Genomic DNA, 21,949 nt, shown 5'->3' on the forward strand with positions numbered 1-21,949 from the left:
GACGGGGGACATTCGCGGAAGGGGCCGCCCCCGTCCCGGTCCGGGGTGCGCCACCGCATTCAACGCCACAGCTTCAGAATCTGTGGAGAAGGGCGCGGGCTACCCTTCTGCCGCCCACACTCCTAGCTCAGACCTCGACGATCATCTCGATCTCGACGCAGCAGCCCATGGGGATCTGCGCCACGCCGAAGGCGCTGCGCGCATGCGCGCCGCGCTCGCCGAAGACCTGGCCGAGCAATTCGCTCGCGCCATTGGTGACGAGATGGTGCTCGATGAAGTCGGGCGACGAGTTCACGAGGCTCATCACCTTCACGATCCGTTTGACCTTGTTCAGGTCGTTGCCCGTCGCGACGTGCAGCGTGCCCAGCAGGTCGATGGCGATGGCGCGTGCCGCCGCCTTGCCTTCCTCGGTCGTCATCGTCTTGCCGAGCTGGCCGACCCAGGGCTTGCCCTCGCGCCGGGCCACATGGCCGGAAATGAAGATCGTGTTGCCCGTCTGCACGAAGGGAACGTAGGCCGCCGCGGGCGTGGCGACGGCCGGCAGGGTGATGTCGAGTTTCTTGAGGGTGTCGTAGACGCTCATCGCGTGGGCTCCTGGTGCGCTCCTGATGGAGCATGCATTCTAGGAGCGCACCGGCATCACCGTGACGCCCACGCGCAGCGTATGGTTCGCGCCGCCGTGGATCACGCCGCGCATCGGCGAGATGTCGGCATAGTCGCGGCCGAGCGCGAGGCGCACGTAGTCCTCCCCCGGCGTGCGGTCGTTGGTCGGGTCGAGCTCGGCCCATTCGCCCGGGCCGGTGGTGTCGGCCGGCAGGTACACCGACACCCATGCATGCGACGCGTCGCTGCCCACCAGCTTCGCCTCGCCGGGCGGCGGCTCGGTGAGCAGGTAGCCGCTGACGTAGCGCCCGGGCAGGCCGAGGCTTCGAAGGCAGCCCAGCATGACGTGCGCGAAGTCCTGGCACACGCCCTTGCGCAGCGCGAGCGATTCGAGCGCGGGCGTGTTCGCATCCGTCGCCTGCGATTCGTACTCGAAGTCCGCGTGAATTCGGTGCATGAGGTCCGTGGACGCCTCCAGCACCGGCCGGCCCGGCGTGAAGCTCGCCCGCGCGTAGTCGACGAAGTCGTCGTGGCGCGGCACGTAGGGCGAGTCGAAGCTGAATTCGGCCGCGGGATCGTAATGCGCCGCACGGTGATAGCGCATCCGTTCGCGCACGGCTTCCCAGGGCATGTCGTGCGCGGGCGCAGGCGCGGCCGTGGTTTCCACGACGCTGTCGGCGACGACCTTCAGGTGGTGGTGCGCGCTCGTGAGCGTGAAGAACGCGCGAATGTTGCCGTAGATGTCGGGCGCTTCCTTGACCTGCGGCGGCGCGGGATCGACCGTGAGGCTGTGCGAGAGAAGCCGCTGGCGGGGGCCGTCGAGAGGCTTCAGGTGCGCGAGGTGGCGCGCCGTCTTCACGGCCGGCGCGTATTCGTATTCGGTCTCGTGGACGACGTGCAGGCGCATGGAGTGCGTTCGTTCGGTTCAGGCGCCGACGCTCAGGCCGGACTCGGAATGCGTGAAGTAGCGCGTGGACAGTTCATCGGACAGCCGGTAGGCGCTCTCGCTGCATTGCTGCAGCACCGCGGCGAGCGCGGCGTGGTTTCCATCGGCGTCGGTCGCGCACAGCGTTTCGAGCTTCCAGTCGTCGGGGCGCGGCAGGATCGGCGCGAAAGCGGTCTCCTCGCCCATCGTGCCGGCCGCGAGCTTCGCGATGCGGCCGCGCAGGGTGTGCGCCACCCAGCCGAGCGAGCGCGGGTTGTCGCGATCGATCACGAGCAGGTCCACGAGGGGCGGGATGTCGTGCCGCTGCTGGTATTGCGCATGGAACGTGATCGTGCTGTCGAAGAGGGCGACGATCGCTTCGAAGCCCGCCCCGTCGGCCACGGCGCCGGTCTCGAAGCCGAGCGCGAGCGCCTGCGAGAGAAATGCAAGGCGCTCGAGGTGGCGGCCGGTCGACAGCAGGCGCCAGCCGTCATCGCGCGTCATGCGGTCGGTCTGCGCGCCGGTCATGGCCGCGGTGCGGCCCGAGAGGATTTCGAGGACGCGCACCGCTTCGACCGAGGAGTAGTCGCCGTCGTCCGCGCACTGTTTGCAGCCCCGCTCGAACTCGCGCTCGGCATGCACGATCACGTTCCATTGCTCGAGCGAAAGCCGCTCGCGCACGCCGGCCGCGGCATTGCGCAGCGCGCAGAGGTTGTAGCCGACGCTCCTGGCCTTGCCGGCATCGGCGAGGCTTGCGATCAGCGAGCGTTCGAACACGCGCCGCGCCTGCGACGGCGCGGGCACGGCGGGCAGCACGAGCGCATTGCTCACCGCCATCTCGCCGAGCCAGGCGAGCAGCGGCTGCGACGACTGGTCCTCGCCGTTGATGCTTTCGAGCACGAGCCGGGCGAGCCGCGCCGTGTTCTCGGTGCGTTCGGTATAGCGGCCGAGCCAGAAGAGGTTTTCCGCGGCGCGGCTGGTGACCGCGCGGTTGCGATGCGCGATCTCGACCGCCGGATGCTCGTGGCGCAGCAGGCTCGTGGGGTCGACCTCGCCCTCGGTCATCACCCAGGTGTCGGCGCTGCTGCCGCCGCGCTGCATGCTCGCGATCTCGTGTTCGGCGGTGGCGACGCGCGTGAGGCCGCCCGGAAGGACGCGCCAGCCGTTCTTGCCGTCGGAGACCGCGAAGACGCGCAGGATGAGCGATCGGGGCACGATGCGGTCGCTCGCGGCCTCGCCCTTCCAGGTCGGCATCTGCGACAGCGGGAGATAGGCCTGCACCGTGTAGTCGACCGGGTCGCGCACGATGCGGCCGGCCCATTCGTCGAGCGCGCGGCGCGACAGCGACTTGCCGAGCGCCGCGCCCGCGCCGGGACCGCCGTAGGTGGATTTGATGACGCTTTCGGCCAGGCGCGGCAGCACGCCATCGAGCGCTGCGCGCTCGCCGCACCACCAGGTGTCGACGCTGGGCAGCAGCAGTTCCTCGCCCAGCACTTCGCGGCTGAGCGCCGGCAGGAAGCCGAGCAGGGCGGACGATTCGAGAAAGCCCGAACCCGGCGCGTTCGCCAGCATCACGTTGCCCGCGCGCACGGCCTGCAGCAGGCCGGGGACGCCCAGCGTCGAATCGGCGCGCAGCTCCAGCGGGTCGAGGAACTCGTCGTCGAGGCGCTTGAGCACGCCATGCACGGGCTCGAGGCCCTTCAGGGTCTTCAGATACAGCCGGTCGTCGCGCACCGTCAGGTCGCTTCCTTCGACGAGCGAGAGGCCGAGATAGCGCGCGAGGTAAGCGTGCTCGAAATAGGTCTCGTTGTACGGACCGGGCGTGAGGAGCACGACGCGCGGCTCGCCACCCCCGCTCGGGCACAGGGACACCAGGCTGTCGAGCAGCGCGCGGTAGGTCGCGCCGAGGCGCTGCACCTTGAGCTGGCGGAACGCGCGCGGAAACAGGCGCGAGATGATCAGCCGGTTTTCGAGCAGATAGCCCAGGCCCGAGGGCGCCTGCGTGCGCTGGGAGACCACCCACCAGCGGCCGGTGGCGTCGCGGGCGACGTCGAAGGCCGCGATGTGCAGATGGATGCCGCCGGGCGGCCGCACGCCGTGCAGGGGCCGCAGATAGCCGGGATGCCCCTGGACCAGGGCCGGCGGCAGCAGGTTGCCCGAGAGCAGTTCCTGGGGGCCGTAGACGTCGGCCATCACTCCATCGAGCAGGCGCATGCGCTGCACGATGCCGGCCTCGATCTCCTGCCAGCTGTCCGGCGTGACGATCAGGGGAAAGAGATCGAGCGACCAGGGCCGCTGCGGCCCGTCGGCGTCGGCATAGACGTTGTAGGTGATGCCGTTGTCGCGAACCTGCCGATGGAGGTTGACGGTGCGACGGTTGAGGTCGCGAAAGCCGTCCTCGCCGACGGCCTCGAAGAAGCGGGCCCAGTGCGGCCGCGGCAGATCGCCGTCCCCCCGCAGTTCGTCGAAATGCCCGGCCGCCGCCGGACGCGCGAGCGCGGCCGCGAGCTTCGCGGGGCTGTCGTCGGCGTCGGCGCCGAACAGGGAATTGTTGGGAGGATGCTCCACCCGGCCTATTCTCTGTCATGCGCCACTCGCCGCGACCGTGCGGCGTGGCGCGCGCGCCACCCTAGACGTTTGTCGCGAAGGAAGCGCGGGCCTGGGCGAGCCAGCCGGAGAACAGTCGCCACGTGTCGACAACCGCGACCGGGCGCCCCTCATGCAGGAACCACGAGGCGGCGAGAAGGCTCAGCGTCCCGGCCTCGTCCGGCGTTGCGCATTGCTGGTCGTCGCGGACTTCGATCATGGTCACGCGGCGGGGCGCGGCCACGGCGGCGAGCTGCACTGCGTCTTCGCCCGCCCCCTGCCACGCGAGCACGAGCGCGTGCGGAGGCGCGGAGTTGCCGCCGTGGCCGGCCGATGGCGGTGTCTCGTCGAGGCGGGCGAGGTCGACCAGCGGCAGCCGCCGGCCCTCCCAGCGCATGAGGCCGAGCACGTGCGCGGGCGCGCCGGGAACGTAAGCGCATGCAGGTTCGTCGAGCAGGGCGAGCGTGGCGTGCAGACCGAAGGCGGCCTGGCGTCCGTCGCCGTATTCGAGCAGCCAGGCCGGTGCGACGCGTGCGTTCATTCGGTGACCTCCAGTCCCGCGAAGAGATAGGCGACCACGGCCGAGGCATCCGCGCAGAGGACGAGCTCGTCGTCCAGCTCGCAGTAGCGTGTCGCCGGCAGCTCCTCGGACCCGAGCAGCGCGGGGGGCAGGTCATGGGCTTCGAATGCGGCGTTGATGAAGACACGCACCTCGTCCCAGGCGAACCAGAGGTCGTCCGCCCCGGTCACGCGCAGCTGCGTGAGCACGAACCGCGGCGAATCGACGCGGTCGAGCGCACGCAGGCGCGAGGAGGGAAAGATCACGTTGCGCAGTCCTTCGCCGGCCGGCATCTCGAAGATGCGCGGATGCGCGGTGGGGTTGGGCTCCGACTCGCGGTATTCGGCCGCGCCGACGCTTGCCTGCGGCAGCAGGAGGCGCAGCGTGCCCGCGCGCATCAGCACATGGTGTCCGCTCAGCGTGGTTTGCATGGCCTTACGCGGGGAGCGCCTCGCGGATGGTTCGCAGCAGGTCTGAGTCGCTGTAGGGCTTCGTCAGGTAGGCACTGACGCCCGCCTGCTCGGCGAGCCGCCGGTGCTTGTCCTGCGAACGCGAGGTGATCATGATCACCGGCAGCCCGCCCATGTCGGCGCGCCCGCGGATGTGCGTGGTGAGCTCGATGCCGTTCATGTTGGGCATTTCGAGGTCGGTGAGCACCAGGTCGGGGTGGACCGTCCCCAGCTTCTCGACCGCATCCATGCCGTCGCGCGCTGACTGGGCGTCGAAACCCGAATCGCGCAGCAGCTGCACGACCGAATTGCGCACCGTCAGCGAGTCGTCGACCACCAGCACGCGGCGCTGTGAGCTCTGCTCGGTCTGTGCGGCGGCGCTCGCGCGCACCTCCATGCTCCGCGCGCCGCCCGAGGCGAACAGCCCGCCGAGGTCGAGGTTGACCGCCACCGAGCCGTCGCCGAGGACGGACAGGCCCGCCACGCCGCGAACGTGCCGCGCGTACGGGCCGGGCGACTTCACCAGCAGTTCGCGCGAATCCACGAGGCGGTCGACCGCGACCGCACGGGCCTTGTTCTCGATGTTGACGATGACCGCGTCGCAATCGGACAAGGGGGCGGGCGCACCCGACGACGGTATTCCGGCGAGGTCGGCCAGCCGCACGGCCGGCAGCGTCCGCTTGCCGTGCCGGAACACGCACTCGGTGCCCTGCTGCGCGAATTCGCCGATGCCGCGCGCGACGGCCTGCTCGACCTGCAGCGAAGGCAGCGCGAGGCGCTGGCCGTGCACTTCGACGATCAGCGAATGCTGCGTGGAGAGCGAGGCCGCGAAGCGCAGCTCGATCGTGCAGCCCTGGCCGTGGACCGTGCGGATGCGCACGGAGCCGTTCATCGACGAGGCCCATTCGCGCACGACGTCGAGTCCGACGCCGCGCCCCGAGATCTCGCTCACGCTGTCGCGCGTGGAGAAGCCGGCCAGCAGGATGAGGCGCGCGGTCTGCTCGTCGTCGAGTTCGGCGTTGGCATCGATGAGCCCTCGCTCGACCGCCTTGCGGCGCACGCGCGCGAGGTCGAGCCCCGCGCCGTCGTCCCGGCAGGTCAGCACCACCTGCTGCCCTTGCCGCGCGAACGTGAGCTCGATGCGGCCCGCCATGGGCTTGCCCGCGCCGATGCGCAGCTCGGGTCGCTCGAGGCCATGGTCGACCGCGTTGCGCAGGATGTGCAGCAGGGGCTCGGCGAGCTGGGCGAGGATGTCGCTGTCGATCTGCGTGTCGCCGCCGCGCATCTCCAGGCTCGCCTGCTTGCCGGTCGACTGGCACGTCGCGCGCACGGTGCGCTGCAGGCGCGACTCGAGCGTCGAAGCGGCGGTCATCCGCGTGCCGAGCACGAGGTGCTGCAGGTCCTTGCCCAGGCGCTGCTGCTGCGTGTGCGCGCCACCGAGCTGGGCGAGATCCTCGACCAGCCGCTGCGACATCGCTCGCGCGTCGGCGGCTTCTTCCATCAGCGCGTGCGAGGTGCTGTGCAGCTCGCTGTACTGGTCCATCTCGAGCGGATCGAAGCCGGCATCGGCGGTGCGTTGCGTGCGCGTGCGCATCATGGTGAGCGCGCGGACGTCGACGGCCGTCTCGAGTTCGAACAGGCGCCTCTGGACGCGCAGGTTCTGCTCCATCAGCTCGCGCGCGCGGTCGGCGAGGCTCTTGATCCGCACTTCCATCGACGCGCCATGCACGGAGATTTCGCCGGCGACGCGGAAGAGCTCCTCGATCCGGCCGACGCCCACGCGCAGCGCGGCCTCGGGCGCGGCGGTCGCCCCCGAGGTCACGGCGTGGGGCGCCGGCGCCGACGCTGCAGCCGCGGCTTCGGCGCTCGCCGGGCTCGAGGCGTCGGCACGCGACAGGGCGTGCTCGATGTCCTCGCCCCGGTCGATCTGGTTGGCCAGGTCGAGCACGGCCTGCAGCACGCCCTGCGCCTGCGTCGGATATTCCTCGTTGCCGCAGACGAAGCCCACCATCTGCTCGAGGCAGTAGGCGGCGTCGAGCAGGGTGTCGGCCGCGCCCGCGGCGACCTTGCCGCCATGGCCCTCGAAGTGCTCGAGGATGTCCTCGAAGTGATGGCCGAGCGACGCGAGGCCGCGCAGCCCGATGATGGCGCCGGAGCCCTTGAGCGTGTGGACGGTGCGCTTCGCGGCGGCGATGTCGGAGGCATCGCCCTCGCCGCGCGACAGCTGGGTCGCGAGTCCGACGAGATAGCGCGCCTGGTCGGGCGCTTCCTGCACGAAGCCTTCGAGGAGTTTCGGGTCGGCGCCTTCCGGGATCGCAAGCGCGACGTCGTCCGGCGCGGCGAGCACGGGCCGCAGCGGCTCGTCGCCGCCGCCGGGCAGGCTCACCTGCAGGGGCATGCCGCCGAGCTGGTGCATGACCTTCAGCGACTCGTCCGGGTCCATCGGGTACGGCGCATGCGCGAGGTAATCGAGCAGGCCCGCCGCGGCCGACGGATCGGACAGGTTGCGCAGGTAGAAGGCGATCAGCGGCGGCCATTCGCGCAGGAAGGCGATGAGCGTGTTGCGCTCGTCGCCTTCGCTCGAGGCGAGGGCGAGCGAGTTCTCGAGGACGTGGCCGCAGACCGACTGGAGCCCGGGGAAGCCGGCCATCTCGGCGGCCTCGCCCATGCGCTGCGTCTGTTCCGTGTAGTCGCCGACGAGGTCGTAGAAGCTGGGATCGTCGGCTCCGAGGGCGGCCAGCTGGTCGAGCTGGCCGCTCATGCGCGGCTGCGCCAGTTCGACCTCGGCGGCGAGCGCTTCGATGAGGTCGTTGAGTTTCATGGCTCGACCTTCAGGCTGCCGCGGGCAGCTTGAACACGTTCACGGACTCGAGCAGGTGGCGCGCGGACTGCAGCAGCGTCTCCGTCTCGCGGTTCTGGTTGTCGATCTGCTGGCCCGTGCGCTCCGTGCTTTCGCCGATGCGCTTCGCCGCGGCGAGCAGCTCGCCCGACTTCGACTTCTGCTCTTCCGACGCGTCGCCGATGCGCCGCACCTGCGCGACGAGTTCGGCCGTGATCTGCTGCGTGATGCGCATCTGCTCGCCGGCCTGCTGCGCGCGCTCGGAGCCCTCGACCACCTGGCCGATGGTGCGGTTCACCGTGCTGATCGTCTCGTTCGTCTCGACCTGGATGTTGTTCACCAGCGTGGCGATCTGCTGCGTGGCGTTGCGCGAGCTCTCCGCAAGGCGCTGCACTTCTTCGGCCACCACCGCGAAGCTGCGGCCCGCTTCGCCGGCCACCGCGGCCTGCATGGACGCGTTGAGCGCCAGCACGTGCGTGCGTTCCGAGATCGTGTTGATCAGGTTCACGATGCCCGAGATCTCCTGCGAACGCTCGCCGAGCCGCTTGATGCGCTTCTCGGTTTCGGCGATGGTCTCGCGGATCGACTCCATGCCCTTGACCGTGCCGTTCACCGTCTCCAGCGCGGTGTCGGTCGCCTGCGTTGCCTGGCGGGCGGAAGCGTTGGAGTCTTCCGCGAGCTTCGACACGCGGTTCATGGTGTCGGTGGCGTTGGCAAGCGAGCTGACCATCTCCTCGATGCTGACCCGTTCGTCCTGGGCCGTTTGCGACACCAGCTCCGCCTGCGAACGCACGTTGCCGGAGGCCTGGGCCACCTGTGCCGCGATGTTGCTCACGCTGCGCAGCACCTTCGACGTTTCCTCGGCCAGCGAGTTGATGGAGTCCGACACCGTCCCGATCACGTCCTCGGTGACTGGCGCGCGGCTCGTCAGGTCTCTTTGCGACAGGTGATGCACGGCCTCGAGGAGGTGGATCACGGACCGGTTCAGCGCGTCGTTCTCGGACTCGGCCTTCTTCTGCGCCGACAGGCGTTCCGTCAGCAGCTCGTTGATCGTGCGGCCGAGGTCGCCAACCTCGTCCTTCGCGTCGATGTTCTGCAGGGCTGTCGTGTCGCCGCCGCGAACGCGGTCCACCGAGGACTGCAGCCGGTTCACCGTGCGCCGCACGTTGAGCACCGTCAGCAGACCCACGAGCGTCGCGATCAGCAGGGCGGCCAGGATCTGGCCCGAGATGACGAATTCCGCCTGGCGCTTCGCGGCGATCTGGCCTTCGAGCTCGTCGTGCATCAGCTGGGCGACGGAGAAGAGGAGCTTGAACTGCGCGTCGATGCCCTGGTTGAATGTGGCGAGCCAGGCGGCGGGATCGTGCGACGGCGGGTTCGCGTCGACGATTTCCTTCTGCGCGAGCTGCACGAGCAGGCGTGTCTGCTCGAGCGGCGCGGCCAGCTCGGATTCGATCCGGTCCTTCAGGCGCCCCTCCTCGCGAACGACCTTGCCGAGGAACCGCCGCGTGTCCTCGGCCACCGTCTGGACCGTTCGCAGGGTGGTGACCATGCGCACCCGGTCGGAGTCCGTGATCGCCTGCGCGGGGTTCGATCCGGCGGCCGTGAGGCGCGCGGCCTCGGTCAGGACGCCGGCGCCGAGCGCACGGGCCTGGCCGAGGCTTTCGGTCAGTTTGGGCAACTGAACCGTGAAGGTGTTCATCAGGAAGTAGGTGTGGGCGGCCGGGTCCAGCGAGAGCTTCGAGATGTCCGCCACCTGCTCCACCGCGAGCAGCAGCACTTCGATCAGCGCGCCGTGCGCGATGTTGCTGGACCGCGCGTCGCCCTTGCGCTGCGCGAGGGCATCGGCCGTCGCGCGCCAGTCCGCCTTGATGCGCCCCCACTCTTCCTGCATGCGCTCGAAGCCGCTGCCCGCGCCGAACAGGCGGTCGATCTGGGCCATGAGCTGCGCGATCTCGGCCTCCTTTTCGCCGCGCCGCTTAGCCGCCCCTTCGGTCCCCGCGAACATGCTCGCGGCGAGGTCGCGATGCTGCTGCGTCGCCTGCACCAGCTTGCCGAGCGCGACGATCGGCGGGATGCCGCTTTGCTCGTCGCGCGCGAAATGGATTTCCGACTCGGCGATGTTGATGTACCGGTAGAAGGGGAACAGAACGGCCGCGATGGCGAACACGCCGAGCAGCAGGAACTTCTGCCACAGGCGCATTTTCTGGAGGATGTTGAAGCGTGCGAGTCCCATGATGCGTCTCCTGGTGAATTCGGTGAGGTGCGCGGCTACTGCGCGAGTTCGCTTTGCAGACGCTCGAGGAGCGCGTTGCAGTTGAGGTCGATCCAGTCCGTGTCGCCGATGCGATGCACGGCGCTCACGCAGCCGGCGAGCGCGGGCGGCTCGGCGGCGGCTTCGAGCCGGTCGCCCGCCGTGGGCCGCAGCCGCGTGGGCAGGCCGTCGATGACGATTCCGGCGCGCTCGTCGCCGTGGCCGAGGACCAGCAGCATGCGCGTGGCGCCATCGACGTGTTCCGTGCCCCAGTGGCCCGCGAGGTCGAAGACCGGAACGAGGGTGCCATGGAGGTTGGTCATGCCCAGGAACCAGCCGGGCGAATGCGGCAGCCGGCAAACGGCGGGCATTTCCGCGAGTTCGTTGCCGTCGGCATAGCGCACCATGAAATGCAGCGTGCCGACTCTGAAGCCTTCTCGCCGCGTGTCGAAGCCCGGGTCGTGGGCGGCGCCGCCGATCGCGGCCTGCACGGCGGCGACGTTCAGGCCGCCCAGCAGGGCTTGCGTTGGCGCCAGCGCGCCGTGTTCGAGTTCGGAGCGTGCGCCTTGCATGACATGCCTCTTCAGAGGTCCTGGACGCGTTCGAGGATTTCCTGGTCGCTGAAGGGCTTGGCGACGTGCGCATTGGCGCCGAGCATCTGCGACCAGGCGCGGTCGGCCTTCTGGCTGCGCACGCTGCAGATCACGACGGGGATGCTCTTGGTCTTCTCGTCCGACTTCAGCGTGCGCGTGGCGGCGAAGCCGTCCATCTCGGGCATGTTCACGTCCATGAAGATCGCGTCGGGCCGGGCGCGGCGCACGGATTCGAGGGCCTCGAGCCCGTTGGTCGCGAACTGGGTCTCGTAGCCGGCGGCTTCGAGGACCTGCTTGAGGCGGCGGCGGTCGACTTCGCTGTCGTCGACGATGAGAAAGGTTCTTGCCATGGTGGTTCTCCTGAGTGCCATCTAAAAGTAGGCGGACGGAGGTCGCGCTTCAACCATACGAAAGTCAGAAAGCCGATGCTGCGAACAGCATCGGCCCCCAATAGACCTTCGTCTCGATACCAGGCGGTGGACTACGTCTTCGCCGGCTTCCGCAAGTCCAGCGTGAACGGAAATTCCCGGCTACCCGCCACGTCCACGGTGGGCGTCGACACCTCCATCCGCCCCGGCGTGTGCCCCATGCGGAAGAAGCGCGCGAGCCGGCGGCTCTCGGCTTCGTAGGCGTTCACCGGGAAGGTCGCATAGTTGCGGCCGCCCGGATGCGCGACGTGATACTGGCATCCGGCCACCGAACGCTTCATCCACGTGTCGACCACGTCGAACGTGATCGGCGCATGCGCGCCGATGCTCGGATGCAGCGCCGAGGGCGGCGCCCACGCCTTGTAGCGCACGCCGGCCACGAACTCGCCTTCGGTGCCGGTCGACTGCAAGGGCAGCGGCCGGCCGTTGGCGGTGACCGCATACCGGCTCGGGTTCATGCCCGTGATGCGCAACTCCAGCCGCTCGAGCGACGAATCGACGTAGCGCACGGTGCCCCCGGCCGAGCCTTCCTCGCCCATCACGTGCCACGGCTCCAGCGCGTTGCGCAGCGTGAGCTCCATGCCCATCGCCTGCACCTCGCCCACGTGCGGGAAGCGGAACTCGAAGTGCGGCGCGAACCACGTGGCATCGAACGCGTAGCCGGCAGCCTGCATCTCGGTCATCACGTCCTGCAGGTCCATCCAGATGAAGGTGGGCAGCATCCAGCGGTCGTGCAGCTCTGTGCCCCAGCGCGTGACGGGCGCCCGATAAGGTTCGTTCCAGAAACGCGCGACCAGGGCGCGAATGAGCAGTTGCTGCACGATGCTCATGCGGGCGTGCGGCGGCATCTCGAAGGCGCGCAGTTCGAGCAGGCCCAGGCGCCCCGTCGCGGAGTCGGGCGAATAGAGTTTGTCGATGCAGAACTCGCTGCGGTGCGTGTTGCCCGTCACGTCGACCAGGATGTTGCGCAGCGTGCGGTCCACCAGCCACGGCGGCATCGATTGTCCATGGACCTGCCGGTTGCGCTCGATCTCCTGCAGCGCGATTTCCAGCTCGTAGAGCTGGTCGTTGCGCGCTTCGTCCACGCGCGGCGCCTGGCTCGTGGGGCCGATGAAGAGGCCGGAGAACAGGAACGACAGCGACGGATGGTTGTGCCAGTACAGCAGGAGCGAGGCGAGCAGCTCCGGCTTGCGCAGGAAGGGCGAGTCCGCCGGCGTCGCGCCGCCCAGCACGAAGTGGTTGCCGCCGCCGGTGCCGGTATGGCGGCCGTCGGTCATGAACTTCTCGGCGGTCAGGCGCGTCTCGAACGCGGCGTCGTAGAGGAATTCGGTGTGGGCGACGAGCTCCTTCCAGCTGTGCGCGGGATGGATGTTGACTTCGATCACGCCGGGGTCGGGGGTGACCTGCAGCAGCTTCAGGCGGGGGTCGCGCGGGGGTGGGTAACCTTCCAGGACGATCTTCAGTCCGAGTTCTTTCGTGGTGGCCTCGATCGCTGCGAGAAGTTCGAGGTAGTCCTCGAGGCGCGCGAGCGGCGGCATGAAGACGTAGAGCACGCCGCTCTTGCCGCCGTGCTCGCGCTCGGCCTTCGGGCCGTTGGCGCGCTGGGGGTCGCGGACTTCGACGCACAGCGCCGTGCGGGTGATCCAGTGGGCGGATTCGAAGCGGGTGGGGGATCGGGAGAGGTCTGTCGGAGTGGCGCGCGTGCCCTCACCCCGGCCCTCCTCCAGCGGGGGAGGGGGGAAGGCACGGCCGGTTTCGGACGGGGCGGGGTGTTGCATCACCCGCGGCGCCTCTGGCGCACCGACGTATCTCGCGCGGAAGGTGTCCGCCTGCGGCAACTGCTGCCGCGGCGCCATCGGGTCTGTTTCGACCATGTAGGGATAGTCTCCCTGGCTCACCCACGGAAACGCATCGAGCGGCAGCCGATACCCCATCGGCGAATCGCCGGGGATCAGGTACATGCGCTCGTCGCGGAAGTACCAGGGGCCGGTCGTCCAGGTCGCGCCCGCGAGCGCGGGACCCTCGTCGCCCGGCGACAGCGGCAGCGCGTAGCCCACCACCGAGTCGAGCTTCTGCTCGAACACGCGCCGCAGGCGCACGCGCTCCATCTCGTCGTCGAGGCGGCTGTCGAACGGGTCCACGTTCACCGGCAGCCGCCGCTCGCGCCACAGGTAATAGAAGACGTCTTCGTAGCCCGGGTGGATGAACTCGTCGGTGATGCCCAGCTTGCCGCAGAGGTGGCGCACGAACCGCTGCGCATCGTCGCTGGTGTAGCGCAGCGTCTCGCGCTCGTCGGCGAACAGTGCGGGGTCGGTCCAGCAGGGCTGCCCATCCGCGCGCCAGCAGATCGACAGGGCCCAGCGCGGCAACTGCTCGCCGGGATACCACTTGCCCTGGCCGAAGTGCAGGAAGCCGCCCTGGCCGTACTCGGCGCGCAGCTTGTCCACGAGCGCCGTGGCGTAGCCGCGCTTGGTGGGGCCGAGGGCATCGGTGTTCCATTCGGCGCCGTCGCGGTCCGCCGTGGCCACGAAGGTCGGCTCGCCGCCCATCGTCAGCCGCACGTCGCCGGCCTGCAGCCGGCGGTCGACCGCATCGCCCAGCGCGACGACCTTCGCCCACTGCTCGTCGCTGTACGGCTTGGTCACGCGCGGCGATTCGTAGATGCGCGTGACGACCATGTGGTGGCCGAATTCGACCTCGGCCTCGTCCACGAGTCCCTCGATGGGCGCGGCGCCCGAGGGTTGCGGGGTGCATGCGAGCGGGATGTGGCCTTCTCCGGCCATCAGGCCCGAGGTCGGATCGAGCCCGATCCAGCCGGCGCCGGGCAGGTAGACCTCGCACCACGCATGCAGGTCGGTGAAGTCGACCTCGGTGCCGCTCGGGCCATCGAGCGATTTCACGTCGGGCTTCAGCTGGATCAGGTAGCCGGAGACGAAGCGGGCCGCGAGCCCGAGGCGGCGCAGCAACTGCACGAGCAGCCAGCCGGAGTCGCGGCACGATCCGCTGGCGTTCTCCAGGGTCTGCTCCGGCGTCTGCACGCCCGGCTCCATGCGAATGAGGTATTTGACGTCGCGCTGCACCTGCTGGTTGATCGCGACGAGGAAGTCGATGGTGGCGCGCGGGGTGAGGTCGATCTTCGCGAGGTAGGCCGACACGAGCGGCGTGAGCGGCTCCGGGGCGAGGTAGGGCGCGAGCTCCTGCGCTTCCTCCTCGCGGTAGGCGAAGGGGAATTTCTCCGCGCTCGGCTCCAGGAAGAAGTCGAACGGGTTGTACACCGCCATCTCGACGACGAGGTCCACGGTGACCTTGAACTCGGTCGTCTTCTCGGGGAAGACGAGGCGCGCCTGGTAGTTGGCGAACGGGTCCTGCTGCCAGTTGATGAAGTGATTCGCGGGCTCGACCTTCAGCGAGTAGCTGACCACCTTGCTGCGGCAGTGCGGCGCGGGACGCAGGCGCACGACCTGCGGGCCGAGCTGCACCGGGCGGTCGTACTTGTACTGGCTGACGTGGTTGAGGGCGGCGTGGATGGACATATCGCCGCATCCTAGCAAGATGCGGTCCGGCAAGGCGAGCTGTGCGAGACCGCGTCGCGGGTTTGTACGCGGAGGTACCGCCGCGCGTGTCGGCGGGCGAGCGAATACGGACGTTGTGCAGGCGAATGATGAATTCGCGCGCCAGGCCGAGGGGCGGGGGGCTGACCGCGGCACTGGCCGGCACGGTGGCCGGGACCTTGCTGCAATTGCAGCAAGGGGAACTGTGGCCGCTTCCGGCGTATGCCGTGGTGGTTGCCGTGGTGGTGGTCGCCTTGTTGGCCGTGATGGCGGCACGGTCGGCCGTCATTCCCGCGAAGGCGGGAATCCAGGGCGTTCGAATGTCCCTTGGGAAGCCCTGGATCCCCGCCTTCGCGGGGATGACGGCGCGGCTCGTTTGGCCAGCCGCGGCGGCGGCAGTCCTGGCTTTCTCGCTCACCGGCATTCGCGCCCACGCCTTCCTCGCCAGCGCCCTCGACCCCGCGCTCGAGGGCCGCGACATCGAAATCCTCGCCCGTGTCGAAGCCATGCCGCAACGCACCGAACTGGGCCTGCGCTTTCGTGCCCGAGTCGAATCCGCGAGCATGGCCGGCGAACCCGTGCGGGTGCCGCCGCGCATTTCGCTGGGCTGGTACGGCGGCGCGTGGCCGGGCGGCGACGATCGGCTCGAACTGCAGCGCAGGCCCGCCGACCTGCGCCCGGGGGAGCGCTGGCGCATGACCGTGCGCCTCAAGGCGCCGCACGGCAACGTCAATCCGAACGGGTTCGACTATGAGTTGTGGCTGTGGGAGCAGGGCGTGCAGGCGACCGGCTACGTGCGCGCGGGTCCGCGCGATCCGCCGCCCGTGCGGGTCGACGCGACGGGCCGGCACCCGATCGAGCAGGCGCGGCATGCGGCGCGCGATGCGATCTTCGCCCGCGTGGCGGACCGTCGCATCGCCGGCATCCTCGCGGCGCTGGTGGTGGGCGACCAGGCGGCGATCGAGCGGGCCGAGTGGGACGTGTTCCGCGCAACCGGCGTCGCGCACCTCATGAGCATCTCGGGTCTGCACGTGACGATGTTCGCCTGGGCGGCGGCGCTGGCCATCGGCATCGTCTGGCGGCGCAGTTCCCGCCTGTGCCTCGCCTGGCCCGCGCAGCATGCGGCGCTGGCGGGCGGGGTGGCGCTTGCGCTCCTCTACGCGCTCTTCAGCGGCTGGGGCGTGCCGGCGCAGCGCACGATCTGGATGCTCTGTACCGTGGCGCTTCTTCGCCTCGCGGGCCGCGAGTGGCCGTGGACGGCGACCTGGCTGCTCGCCTGCGCCGTGGTGGCCGTGCTCGACCCGTGGGCGCTGACGCAGGCCGGGTTCTGGCTGAGTTTCGTGGCGGTGGGGGTGTTGTTCGCGGCGGAAGATCGGGGCGACAGCCGACGCAGCCGACGCAGCCGCGAAGGCCGTCATTCCCGCGAAGGCGGGAATCCAGGGCTCCCCTCCGACCACCCGAAGCCCTTGCTCCCCGCCTTCGCGGGGATGACCGCACGGCTCCTGCGCGAACAATGGATCGTCACCCTCGCGCTCACCCCGCTGTCCCTGCTCCTGTTCGGCCAGGTCTCCCTCGTCGGCCTCGCGGCGAACCTGTTCGCCATTCCCTGGGTCACGCTCGTGGTGACGCCGCTGGCGCTGGCGGGCGCGATCCTCGGCCCGCTGTGGGACCTCGCCGCGCTCGCACTGCGCCTGCTCGTCATCGCGCTCGAATGGATGGCTGGCTTGCCCTTCGCCACCGTCGGCACGCCCGCGCCGCCGCTCTGGGCGGCGGTCGCCGGCGTCGCGGGCGGCCTGCTGCTCGCCCTCCGCTGGCCGTGGAGCCTGCGCGCGCTCGGCATTCCGCTGCTCGCGCCCGTCCTGCTCTGGACCGCGCCGCGTCCGCTTCCCGGCGAGTTCGAGCTGATCGCCGCCGACGTCGGCCAGGGCAACGCCGTCGTCGTCCGCACCGCCGGCCATGCGCAGGTCTACGACGCCGGACCGCGCTACGGCGCCGAGAGCGATGCCGGGCACCGCGTCGTGGTTCCCCTGCTGCGTGCCTTCGGCGACGAGGTCGATACGCTCGTCGTCAGCCACCGGGACAGCGACCATTCGGGCGGCGCCGCCGCCGTCCTCGGCATGCAGCCCAATGCCACGTTCCTGAGTTCCGTCGAGCCGCAGCACGAACTGCAGGCGCTGCGCCGGGCCACCCGCTGCGAGGCGGGACAGCGCTGGACGTGGGACGGCGTGAACTTCGAGGTGCTGCATCCCGCGCCCGCGCACTACGCCGCGGCCGGCAAGCCCAACACCGTGAGCTGCGTCCTGCGCATCGGCAACGGCCGGCATGCCGCCTTGCTCGCGGGCGACGTCGAACAGGCGCAGGAGCGGGACTTGCTCCGCTCGGCCGGCGCGTCGCTGGCGTCCGACCTCCTGCTCGTTCCGCACCATGGCAGCAAGACCTCGTCGAGCGGCCCCTGGCTCGATGCGGTGCGGCCGTCCCTGGCCATCGTCCAGGCCGGCTACCGCAACCGCTTCGGCCATCCCGCCGCGCCGGTGCTCGCCCGCTACGAGGAGCGAGGCATCCGGGTCGTGCAGTCGTCGCGTTGCGGCGCCGCCACCTGGCGATCGGACCGTCCCGGCGACCTTCGTTGCGAGCGCACCGAATCGATGCGCTACTGGCGTCACCGGGTGCCCTGAAAAAGGTGCGGAACTTGCTATCCTGTCGACTGGAGAAAAAGCGCCCATGCACAAATACGACGAGATGTTCGCCCAGTTGCCGGCCAGCGGAGCCATCCAGTTCCAGCACCAGGCGCAGGCCGGGCAATCTCAATCCCAGGTCCAGGGCGTTCGCGACCACTACCGGACCTACGCGCAGTGGCTGGCGCGCCAGGCCGAAGAAAGCATGAAGGACCGGCGCGAAGAGGCCGAGATGATCTTCCGCCGGGTCGGCATCACCTTCGCGGTGTATGGCGCGAAGGACGAGGACGGCTCGGGCACCGAACGGCTGATTCCCTTCGACCTCATTCCGCGCATCATTCCCGCGTCCGAATGGCGTGCGATGGAAAAGGGGCTGGTGCAGCGCGTGACCGCGCTCAACCGCTTCATCCACGACGTCTATCACGAGCAGGAGATCATCAAGGCGGGCGTGATCCCGGCCGAGCAGATCCTCGGCAACGCGCAGTACCGTCCCGAGATGATGGGCGTGAAGGTGCCCAACAACATCTATTCGCACATCGCGGGCGTCGACATCGTCCGGGCGCCGAATTCGAACGGGGTCGGCGAGTACTACGTGCTCGAGGACAACCTGCGCGTGCCCAGCGGCGTGAGCTACATGCTCGAGGACCGCAAGATGATGATGCGGCTCTTCCCCGACCTGTTCTCCGCCTACCGGGTCGCGCCGGTGATGCACTACCCCGACCTGCTGCTCGAGTCGCTGCGCGCCTCGGCGCCGTCGACCACCGACGACCCCACGGTGGTCGTGCTCACCCCGGGCATGTACAACAGCGCCTACTTCGAGCACGCCTTCCTCGCGCAGCAGATGGGCGTGGAGCTGGTGGAGGGGCAGGACCTCTTCGTGAAGGACAGCTTCGTCTACATGCGCACGACGCGCGGTCCGAAGCGGGTCGACGTGATCTACCGCCGCGTGGACGACGACTTCCTCGATCCGCAGGCCTTCCGACCCACCTCCACGCTGGGCTGCGCCGGGCTGCTGAACGTCTATCGCGCCGGCAACGTCACGCTGTGCAACGCCATCGGCACGGGCGTGGCCGACGACAAGTCGATCTACCCGTACGTGCCGAAGATGATCGAGTTCTACCTGGGCGAGAAGCCGATCCTCTCCAACGTGCCCACCCACATGTGCCGCGACCCCGAGGAGCTGAAATACGTGCTCGCCAACCTGAAGGATCTCGTGGTGAAGGAGGTCCACGGCGCGGGCGGCTACGGCATGCTGGTCGGCCCGGCCGCGTCGAGCCAGGAGATCGAGGATTTCCGCCGCGCGCTCATCGCCAACCCCAGCGGCTATATCGCGCAGCCCACGCTGTCGCTGTCGAGCTGCCCGACCTTCGTCGAGAAAGGCATCGCGCCGCGCCACATCGACCTGCGGCCCTTCGTGCTTTCGGGCAAGGAAGTGCAGATGGTGCCGGGCGGACTCACGCGCGTCGCGCTGAAGGAAGGATCTTTGGTCGTCAATTCGTCCCAGGGCGGCGGGACCAAGGACACGTGGATCCTGGAGGTCTGATGCTTTCTCGCACTGCCGATCATTTGTTCTGGATGGCGCGCTACACCGAGCGCGCCGAAAACACCGCCCGCATGCTCGACGTCAACTACCAGACGTCGCTGCTGCCGCAGTCCGCCGCCGTGTCGCAGGTGGGCTGGCAGGGCATGCTGTCCATCAGCGAACTCATCCCGGCGTACAAGGCGAAGTACGGAGACATCACCGGCCGCGACGTCATGGAGTTCATGGTCACCGACGCGACGAACCCGTCGTCGATCGTCGCCTGTCTGCGCGCGGCGCGGGAGAACGCGCGCGCGGTGCGCGGCTCGCTCACGACCGAAGTGTGGGAGACGCAGAACCAGACCTGGCTGGAGGTGAACCGGAGCATCCGCAGCGGCGAGTTCCACCGCGACCCCGGGCAGTTCTTCGAGTGGGTCAAGTTCCGCTCGCACCTCTCGCGCGGCGTGACCGTCGGCACGATGCTGATGGACGAAGCGTTGCACTTCATGCGCCTGGGCACCTTCCTCGAACGCGCGGACAACACCGCGCGGCTGGTCGACGTGAAGTTCCACGCGGTGCAGAGCGACTTCTTCGGCAATGCGAGCGAGAAGGACCAGGAGTACGACTTCTATCACTGGAGCGCCATTCTTCGCAGCGTCTCCGGCTTCGAGATCTACCGCAAGGTCTACCGCGACGTCATCAAGCCCGAGCGCGTGGCCGACCTGCTGATCCTGCGGGCGGACATGCCGCGCTCCCTGCATGCGAGCATGAACGAAGTGGTGCAGAACCTCGCGATGGTGGCGAACGACCAGTCGTCCGAGACGCAGCGGCGCGCCGGCCGCCTGCGCGCCGAACTGCAGTACGGCGACATCGAGGAGATCCTGGCGACCGGCATGCATGCCTTCCTCACACAGTTCCTGGACCGCGTGAACGAACTCGGAGGCCGCATCAGCCGCGACTTCCTCGTGCCGGCCTGAAGTCGGGCATGATCCCGGCATGAATTTGATGGAGCAAGGCGACACCCTGCTGATGGGCGGTCGCTTCCACGAAGCGCTGAACGTTTTCGCGCAGGCGCTGCGCGCCGACCCCTCGCTGCTCGAAGCACGCTACGGCCTGGCCCGTGCCTGTGCCGGCGCGGGCGACCCGCTGACCGCCATCGCCTGGATCAGCGATGCGATGCGCCTCGCCCCCGCAGCGCTGGAGCCGCTGCTGATGCTGGCGGACCTGCTGCTGACGACGAAGCAGTACGCGCAGGCGCTGCCGATCTACGCGCGGCTGCACCATGAATTCAAGCTGCGCGACAAGACGACGCTGCTGCACTACGGCTTCTGCCTCGAACACACCGGTTCGCTCGACGAGGCCGCGCAACGCTACCGGCAGGCGCTGGAAGTCGACCCCAATTTCCTCGAGGCGCACGTCGATCTCGCGGGCCTGCTCTGGCGGCTCGGCGACTTCGAAGGCTCGCTCACGCACGGCTGGAAGGCCGTGTCGGTCGACCCGGAACACCCCTTCGCGGTGCGGGTTCTGGGTGCGGCCCTCCTGAGCCTCGGCCGCATCGAGGAGGCCGAGGTGCAATTGCGCCGCGCCCTCTCGCTCAAGCCGGGCTTCCCGCTTGCCGAGCTCGATCTGGCGCTCGCGCTTTTGCAGGACGGCCGGCTGCAGGAAGGCTGGCGCTGGTACGCGAAACGCTGGAAGGACGCCGACCGGATTCAGCGGCCCACCTTCTGGCAGCAGGAGCTGGAATGGCAGGGCCGCGACGTGCAGCCGCTCGCCGGCAAGCGCATCGTGGTCTATGCCGAGCAGGGCCTGGGCGACGTGATCCAGTTCATCCGCTACGTGCCGATGCTGCAGGCCGACGGCGCCACGGTCTACGGGGTCGTGCAGCCCGAACTCGTGAACCTGCTGGAAAGCAGCTTCGAGGGCTTTCTCTGCCTCACGCCGGGCCGCGACCTGCAGGCGGACTATCACGTCGCACTGCTCGACCTGCCGCTGCACTACGGAACGCACAAGGTCGAGGCGATCCCGGCGAAGGTGCCTTACTTGAAGGCCCCCGCCGAGAACGCCGAGCGCTGGGCGGCGCGCATGAAGCCGTGGGCCGGCAAATTCAAGCTGGGGATCTGCTGGTCCGGCTCGCAAGTGCAGATGAACAACCGCAACCGCGGGGTGGCGCTGTCCGAATTGCAGGGTCTGCTCGCGACACCCGGCGTGCAGTGCTTCAGCCTGCAAAAGGGCGACGCGGCGCACTTCAGCGACGTGACGCCCGATGGCGCGCAGCTGATCGACCTCACCAGCGAATGGCGCGATTTCGGCGACAGCGCGGCGATGCTCCAGCAGCTCGATTTGGTCGTCACCGTCGACACCGCCATCGCGCATCTGGCCGGCGCGCTCGGCCGGCCGGGCTGGGTGCTGCTCGCGCCGAACGCGGACTGGCGCTGGCTCACGGGACGCGACGACTCGCCCTGGTACCCGACCCTGCGGCTGTTCAGGCGCGCTTACGGCGAAAGCCGGACGGTGCAGGTCGGCCGTGTGACTCGTGCGCTGGGCGGCCTGCTGCAAGAGACGTAACCGCGCGTTTCCCGATGCGCTCGCGGCCGAGGCCGCACGTTGAAGTCTGCTTACAAAGTCGTCGTCGCCGCGGGCTTAAGTTGGCGGCATGGACAAGATGACACTCCTCTGGGCCGGCCTCGCCTTCGCCGGCTTCGTGGTCGGCCTGTGGGTGCGGCCTGTCGTGCTTCTGCGCATGGGCATCGGGCTCATGCTGCTGGCGGGCCTCGGCCTGCTCGCGAGCAACCTGATGGGCTTTCCGGGTGCGGCCTACTGGTTCGGCGCGGGGATGATCGGCATCGCCGTCGTCTTCGGTGTCGCCTTCGTCGGCGCGCTGGGCGGCTGGATCGTGCGCCGGATCATCGGTGTCGAGGACCAGCGGCACCGCGTCAACACAAAGGAATACAACAGCATCATCCAATGA

General features: G+C 69.1%; 15 protein-coding genes. 5 read left to right on the forward strand and 10 right to left on the reverse strand.

The features are described 5' to 3' along the window. Positions 1-127: 127 nt before the first annotated feature. From AB7E83_RS24100 to AB7E83_RS24145, 10 genes are all read right to left on the reverse strand, one after another. Entirely contained in the window at positions 128-583 is a 456-nt protein-coding gene (locus AB7E83_RS24100; RefSeq protein ID WP_428573377.1) for a RidA family protein, read from the reverse strand. 39 nt (positions 584-622) lie between these two features. Continuing rightward, a complete protein-coding gene (locus tag AB7E83_RS24105; RefSeq protein ID WP_428573378.1) occupies positions 623-1,510 on the reverse strand; it encodes a transglutaminase family protein in 888 nt (295 codons plus the stop codon). A gap of 18 nt (positions 1,511-1,528) precedes the next feature. Beyond that, positions 1,529-4,096, reverse strand: coding sequence for a circularly permuted type 2 ATP-grasp protein (locus AB7E83_RS24110; RefSeq protein ID WP_428573379.1), 2,568 nt, complete (start codon positions 4,094-4,096; stop codon positions 1,529-1,531). A gap of 61 nt (positions 4,097-4,157) precedes the next feature. After that, positions 4,158-4,655, reverse strand: a complete 498-nt coding sequence (locus AB7E83_RS24115; protein ID WP_428573380.1) for a chemotaxis protein CheW — start codon at positions 4,653-4,655, stop codon at positions 4,158-4,160. Next, positions 4,652-5,104 (reverse strand): hypothetical protein, encoded by a 453-nt coding sequence (locus AB7E83_RS24120; protein ID WP_428573381.1) that lies wholly within the window; start codon positions 5,102-5,104, stop codon positions 4,652-4,654. Before AB7E83_RS24120 ends, AB7E83_RS24115 begins: the two co-directional genes overlap by 4 nt. A 4-nt stretch (positions 5,105-5,108) precedes the next feature. Continuing rightward, positions 5,109-7,943 carry a hybrid sensor histidine kinase/response regulator gene (locus AB7E83_RS24125; RefSeq protein ID WP_428573382.1) on the reverse strand — a complete coding sequence of 945 codons (2,835 nt, stop codon included), beginning with the start codon at positions 7,941-7,943 and terminating at the stop codon, positions 5,109-5,111. A 10-nt stretch (positions 7,944-7,953) separates the two neighbouring features. Further along, positions 7,954-10,197 carry a methyl-accepting chemotaxis protein gene (locus AB7E83_RS24130; RefSeq protein ID WP_428573383.1) on the reverse strand — a complete coding sequence of 748 codons (2,244 nt, stop codon included), beginning with the start codon at positions 10,195-10,197 and terminating at the stop codon, positions 7,954-7,956. A gap of 35 nt (positions 10,198-10,232) precedes the next feature. Further along, positions 10,233-10,787 carry a chemotaxis protein CheW gene (locus AB7E83_RS24135; protein ID WP_428573384.1) on the reverse strand — a complete coding sequence of 185 codons (555 nt, stop codon included), beginning with the start codon at positions 10,785-10,787 and terminating at the stop codon, positions 10,233-10,235. 11 nt (positions 10,788-10,798) lie between these two features. After that, the gene (locus AB7E83_RS24140) at positions 10,799-11,158 is read right to left on the reverse strand and encodes a response regulator (RefSeq protein WP_428573385.1); all 360 of its coding nucleotides are present in this window, start codon (positions 11,156-11,158) and stop codon (positions 10,799-10,801) included. Positions 11,159-11,289: 131 nt separating this feature from the next. Then, a complete protein-coding gene (locus AB7E83_RS24145; protein ID WP_428573386.1) occupies positions 11,290-14,769 on the reverse strand; it encodes a DUF2126 domain-containing protein in 3,480 nt (1,159 codons plus the stop codon). Between the two features lie 128 nt (positions 14,770-14,897). On the opposite strand from AB7E83_RS24145, the gene AB7E83_RS24150 reads away from it, so the two are divergent. The 5 genes from AB7E83_RS24150 to AB7E83_RS24170 all read left to right on the forward strand — a co-directional run bounded on the left by AB7E83_RS24150 (position 14,898) and on the right by AB7E83_RS24170 (position 21,949). Continuing rightward, positions 14,898-17,462, forward strand: coding sequence for a DNA internalization-related competence protein ComEC/Rec2 (locus AB7E83_RS24150; protein WP_428573387.1), 2,565 nt, complete (start codon positions 14,898-14,900; stop codon positions 17,460-17,462). Positions 17,463-17,508: 46 nt separating this feature from the next. Next, positions 17,509-19,005 carry a circularly permuted type 2 ATP-grasp protein gene (locus AB7E83_RS24155; RefSeq protein ID WP_428573388.1) on the forward strand — a complete coding sequence of 499 codons (1,497 nt, stop codon included), beginning with the start codon at positions 17,509-17,511 and terminating at the stop codon, positions 19,003-19,005. Beyond that, entirely contained in the window at positions 19,005-19,958 is a 954-nt protein-coding gene (locus tag AB7E83_RS24160) for an alpha-E domain-containing protein (protein WP_428573389.1), read from the forward strand. The genes AB7E83_RS24155 and AB7E83_RS24160 overlap by 1 nt, the downstream gene beginning before the upstream one ends. Positions 19,959-19,977: 19 nt before the next feature. Next, complete coding sequence (locus tag AB7E83_RS24165; protein WP_428573390.1) at positions 19,978-21,546, forward strand: tetratricopeptide repeat protein; 1,569 nt, start codon at positions 19,978-19,980, stop codon at positions 21,544-21,546. 88 nt (positions 21,547-21,634) lie between these two features. Further along, entirely contained in the window at positions 21,635-21,949 is a 315-nt protein-coding gene (locus AB7E83_RS24170) for a hypothetical protein (protein WP_428573391.1), read from the forward strand.

The sequence above is a fragment of the Ramlibacter sp. genome (genome assembly GCF_050250995.1).
Lineage (GTDB): Bacteria > Pseudomonadota > Gammaproteobacteria > Burkholderiales > Burkholderiaceae_C > Ramlibacter.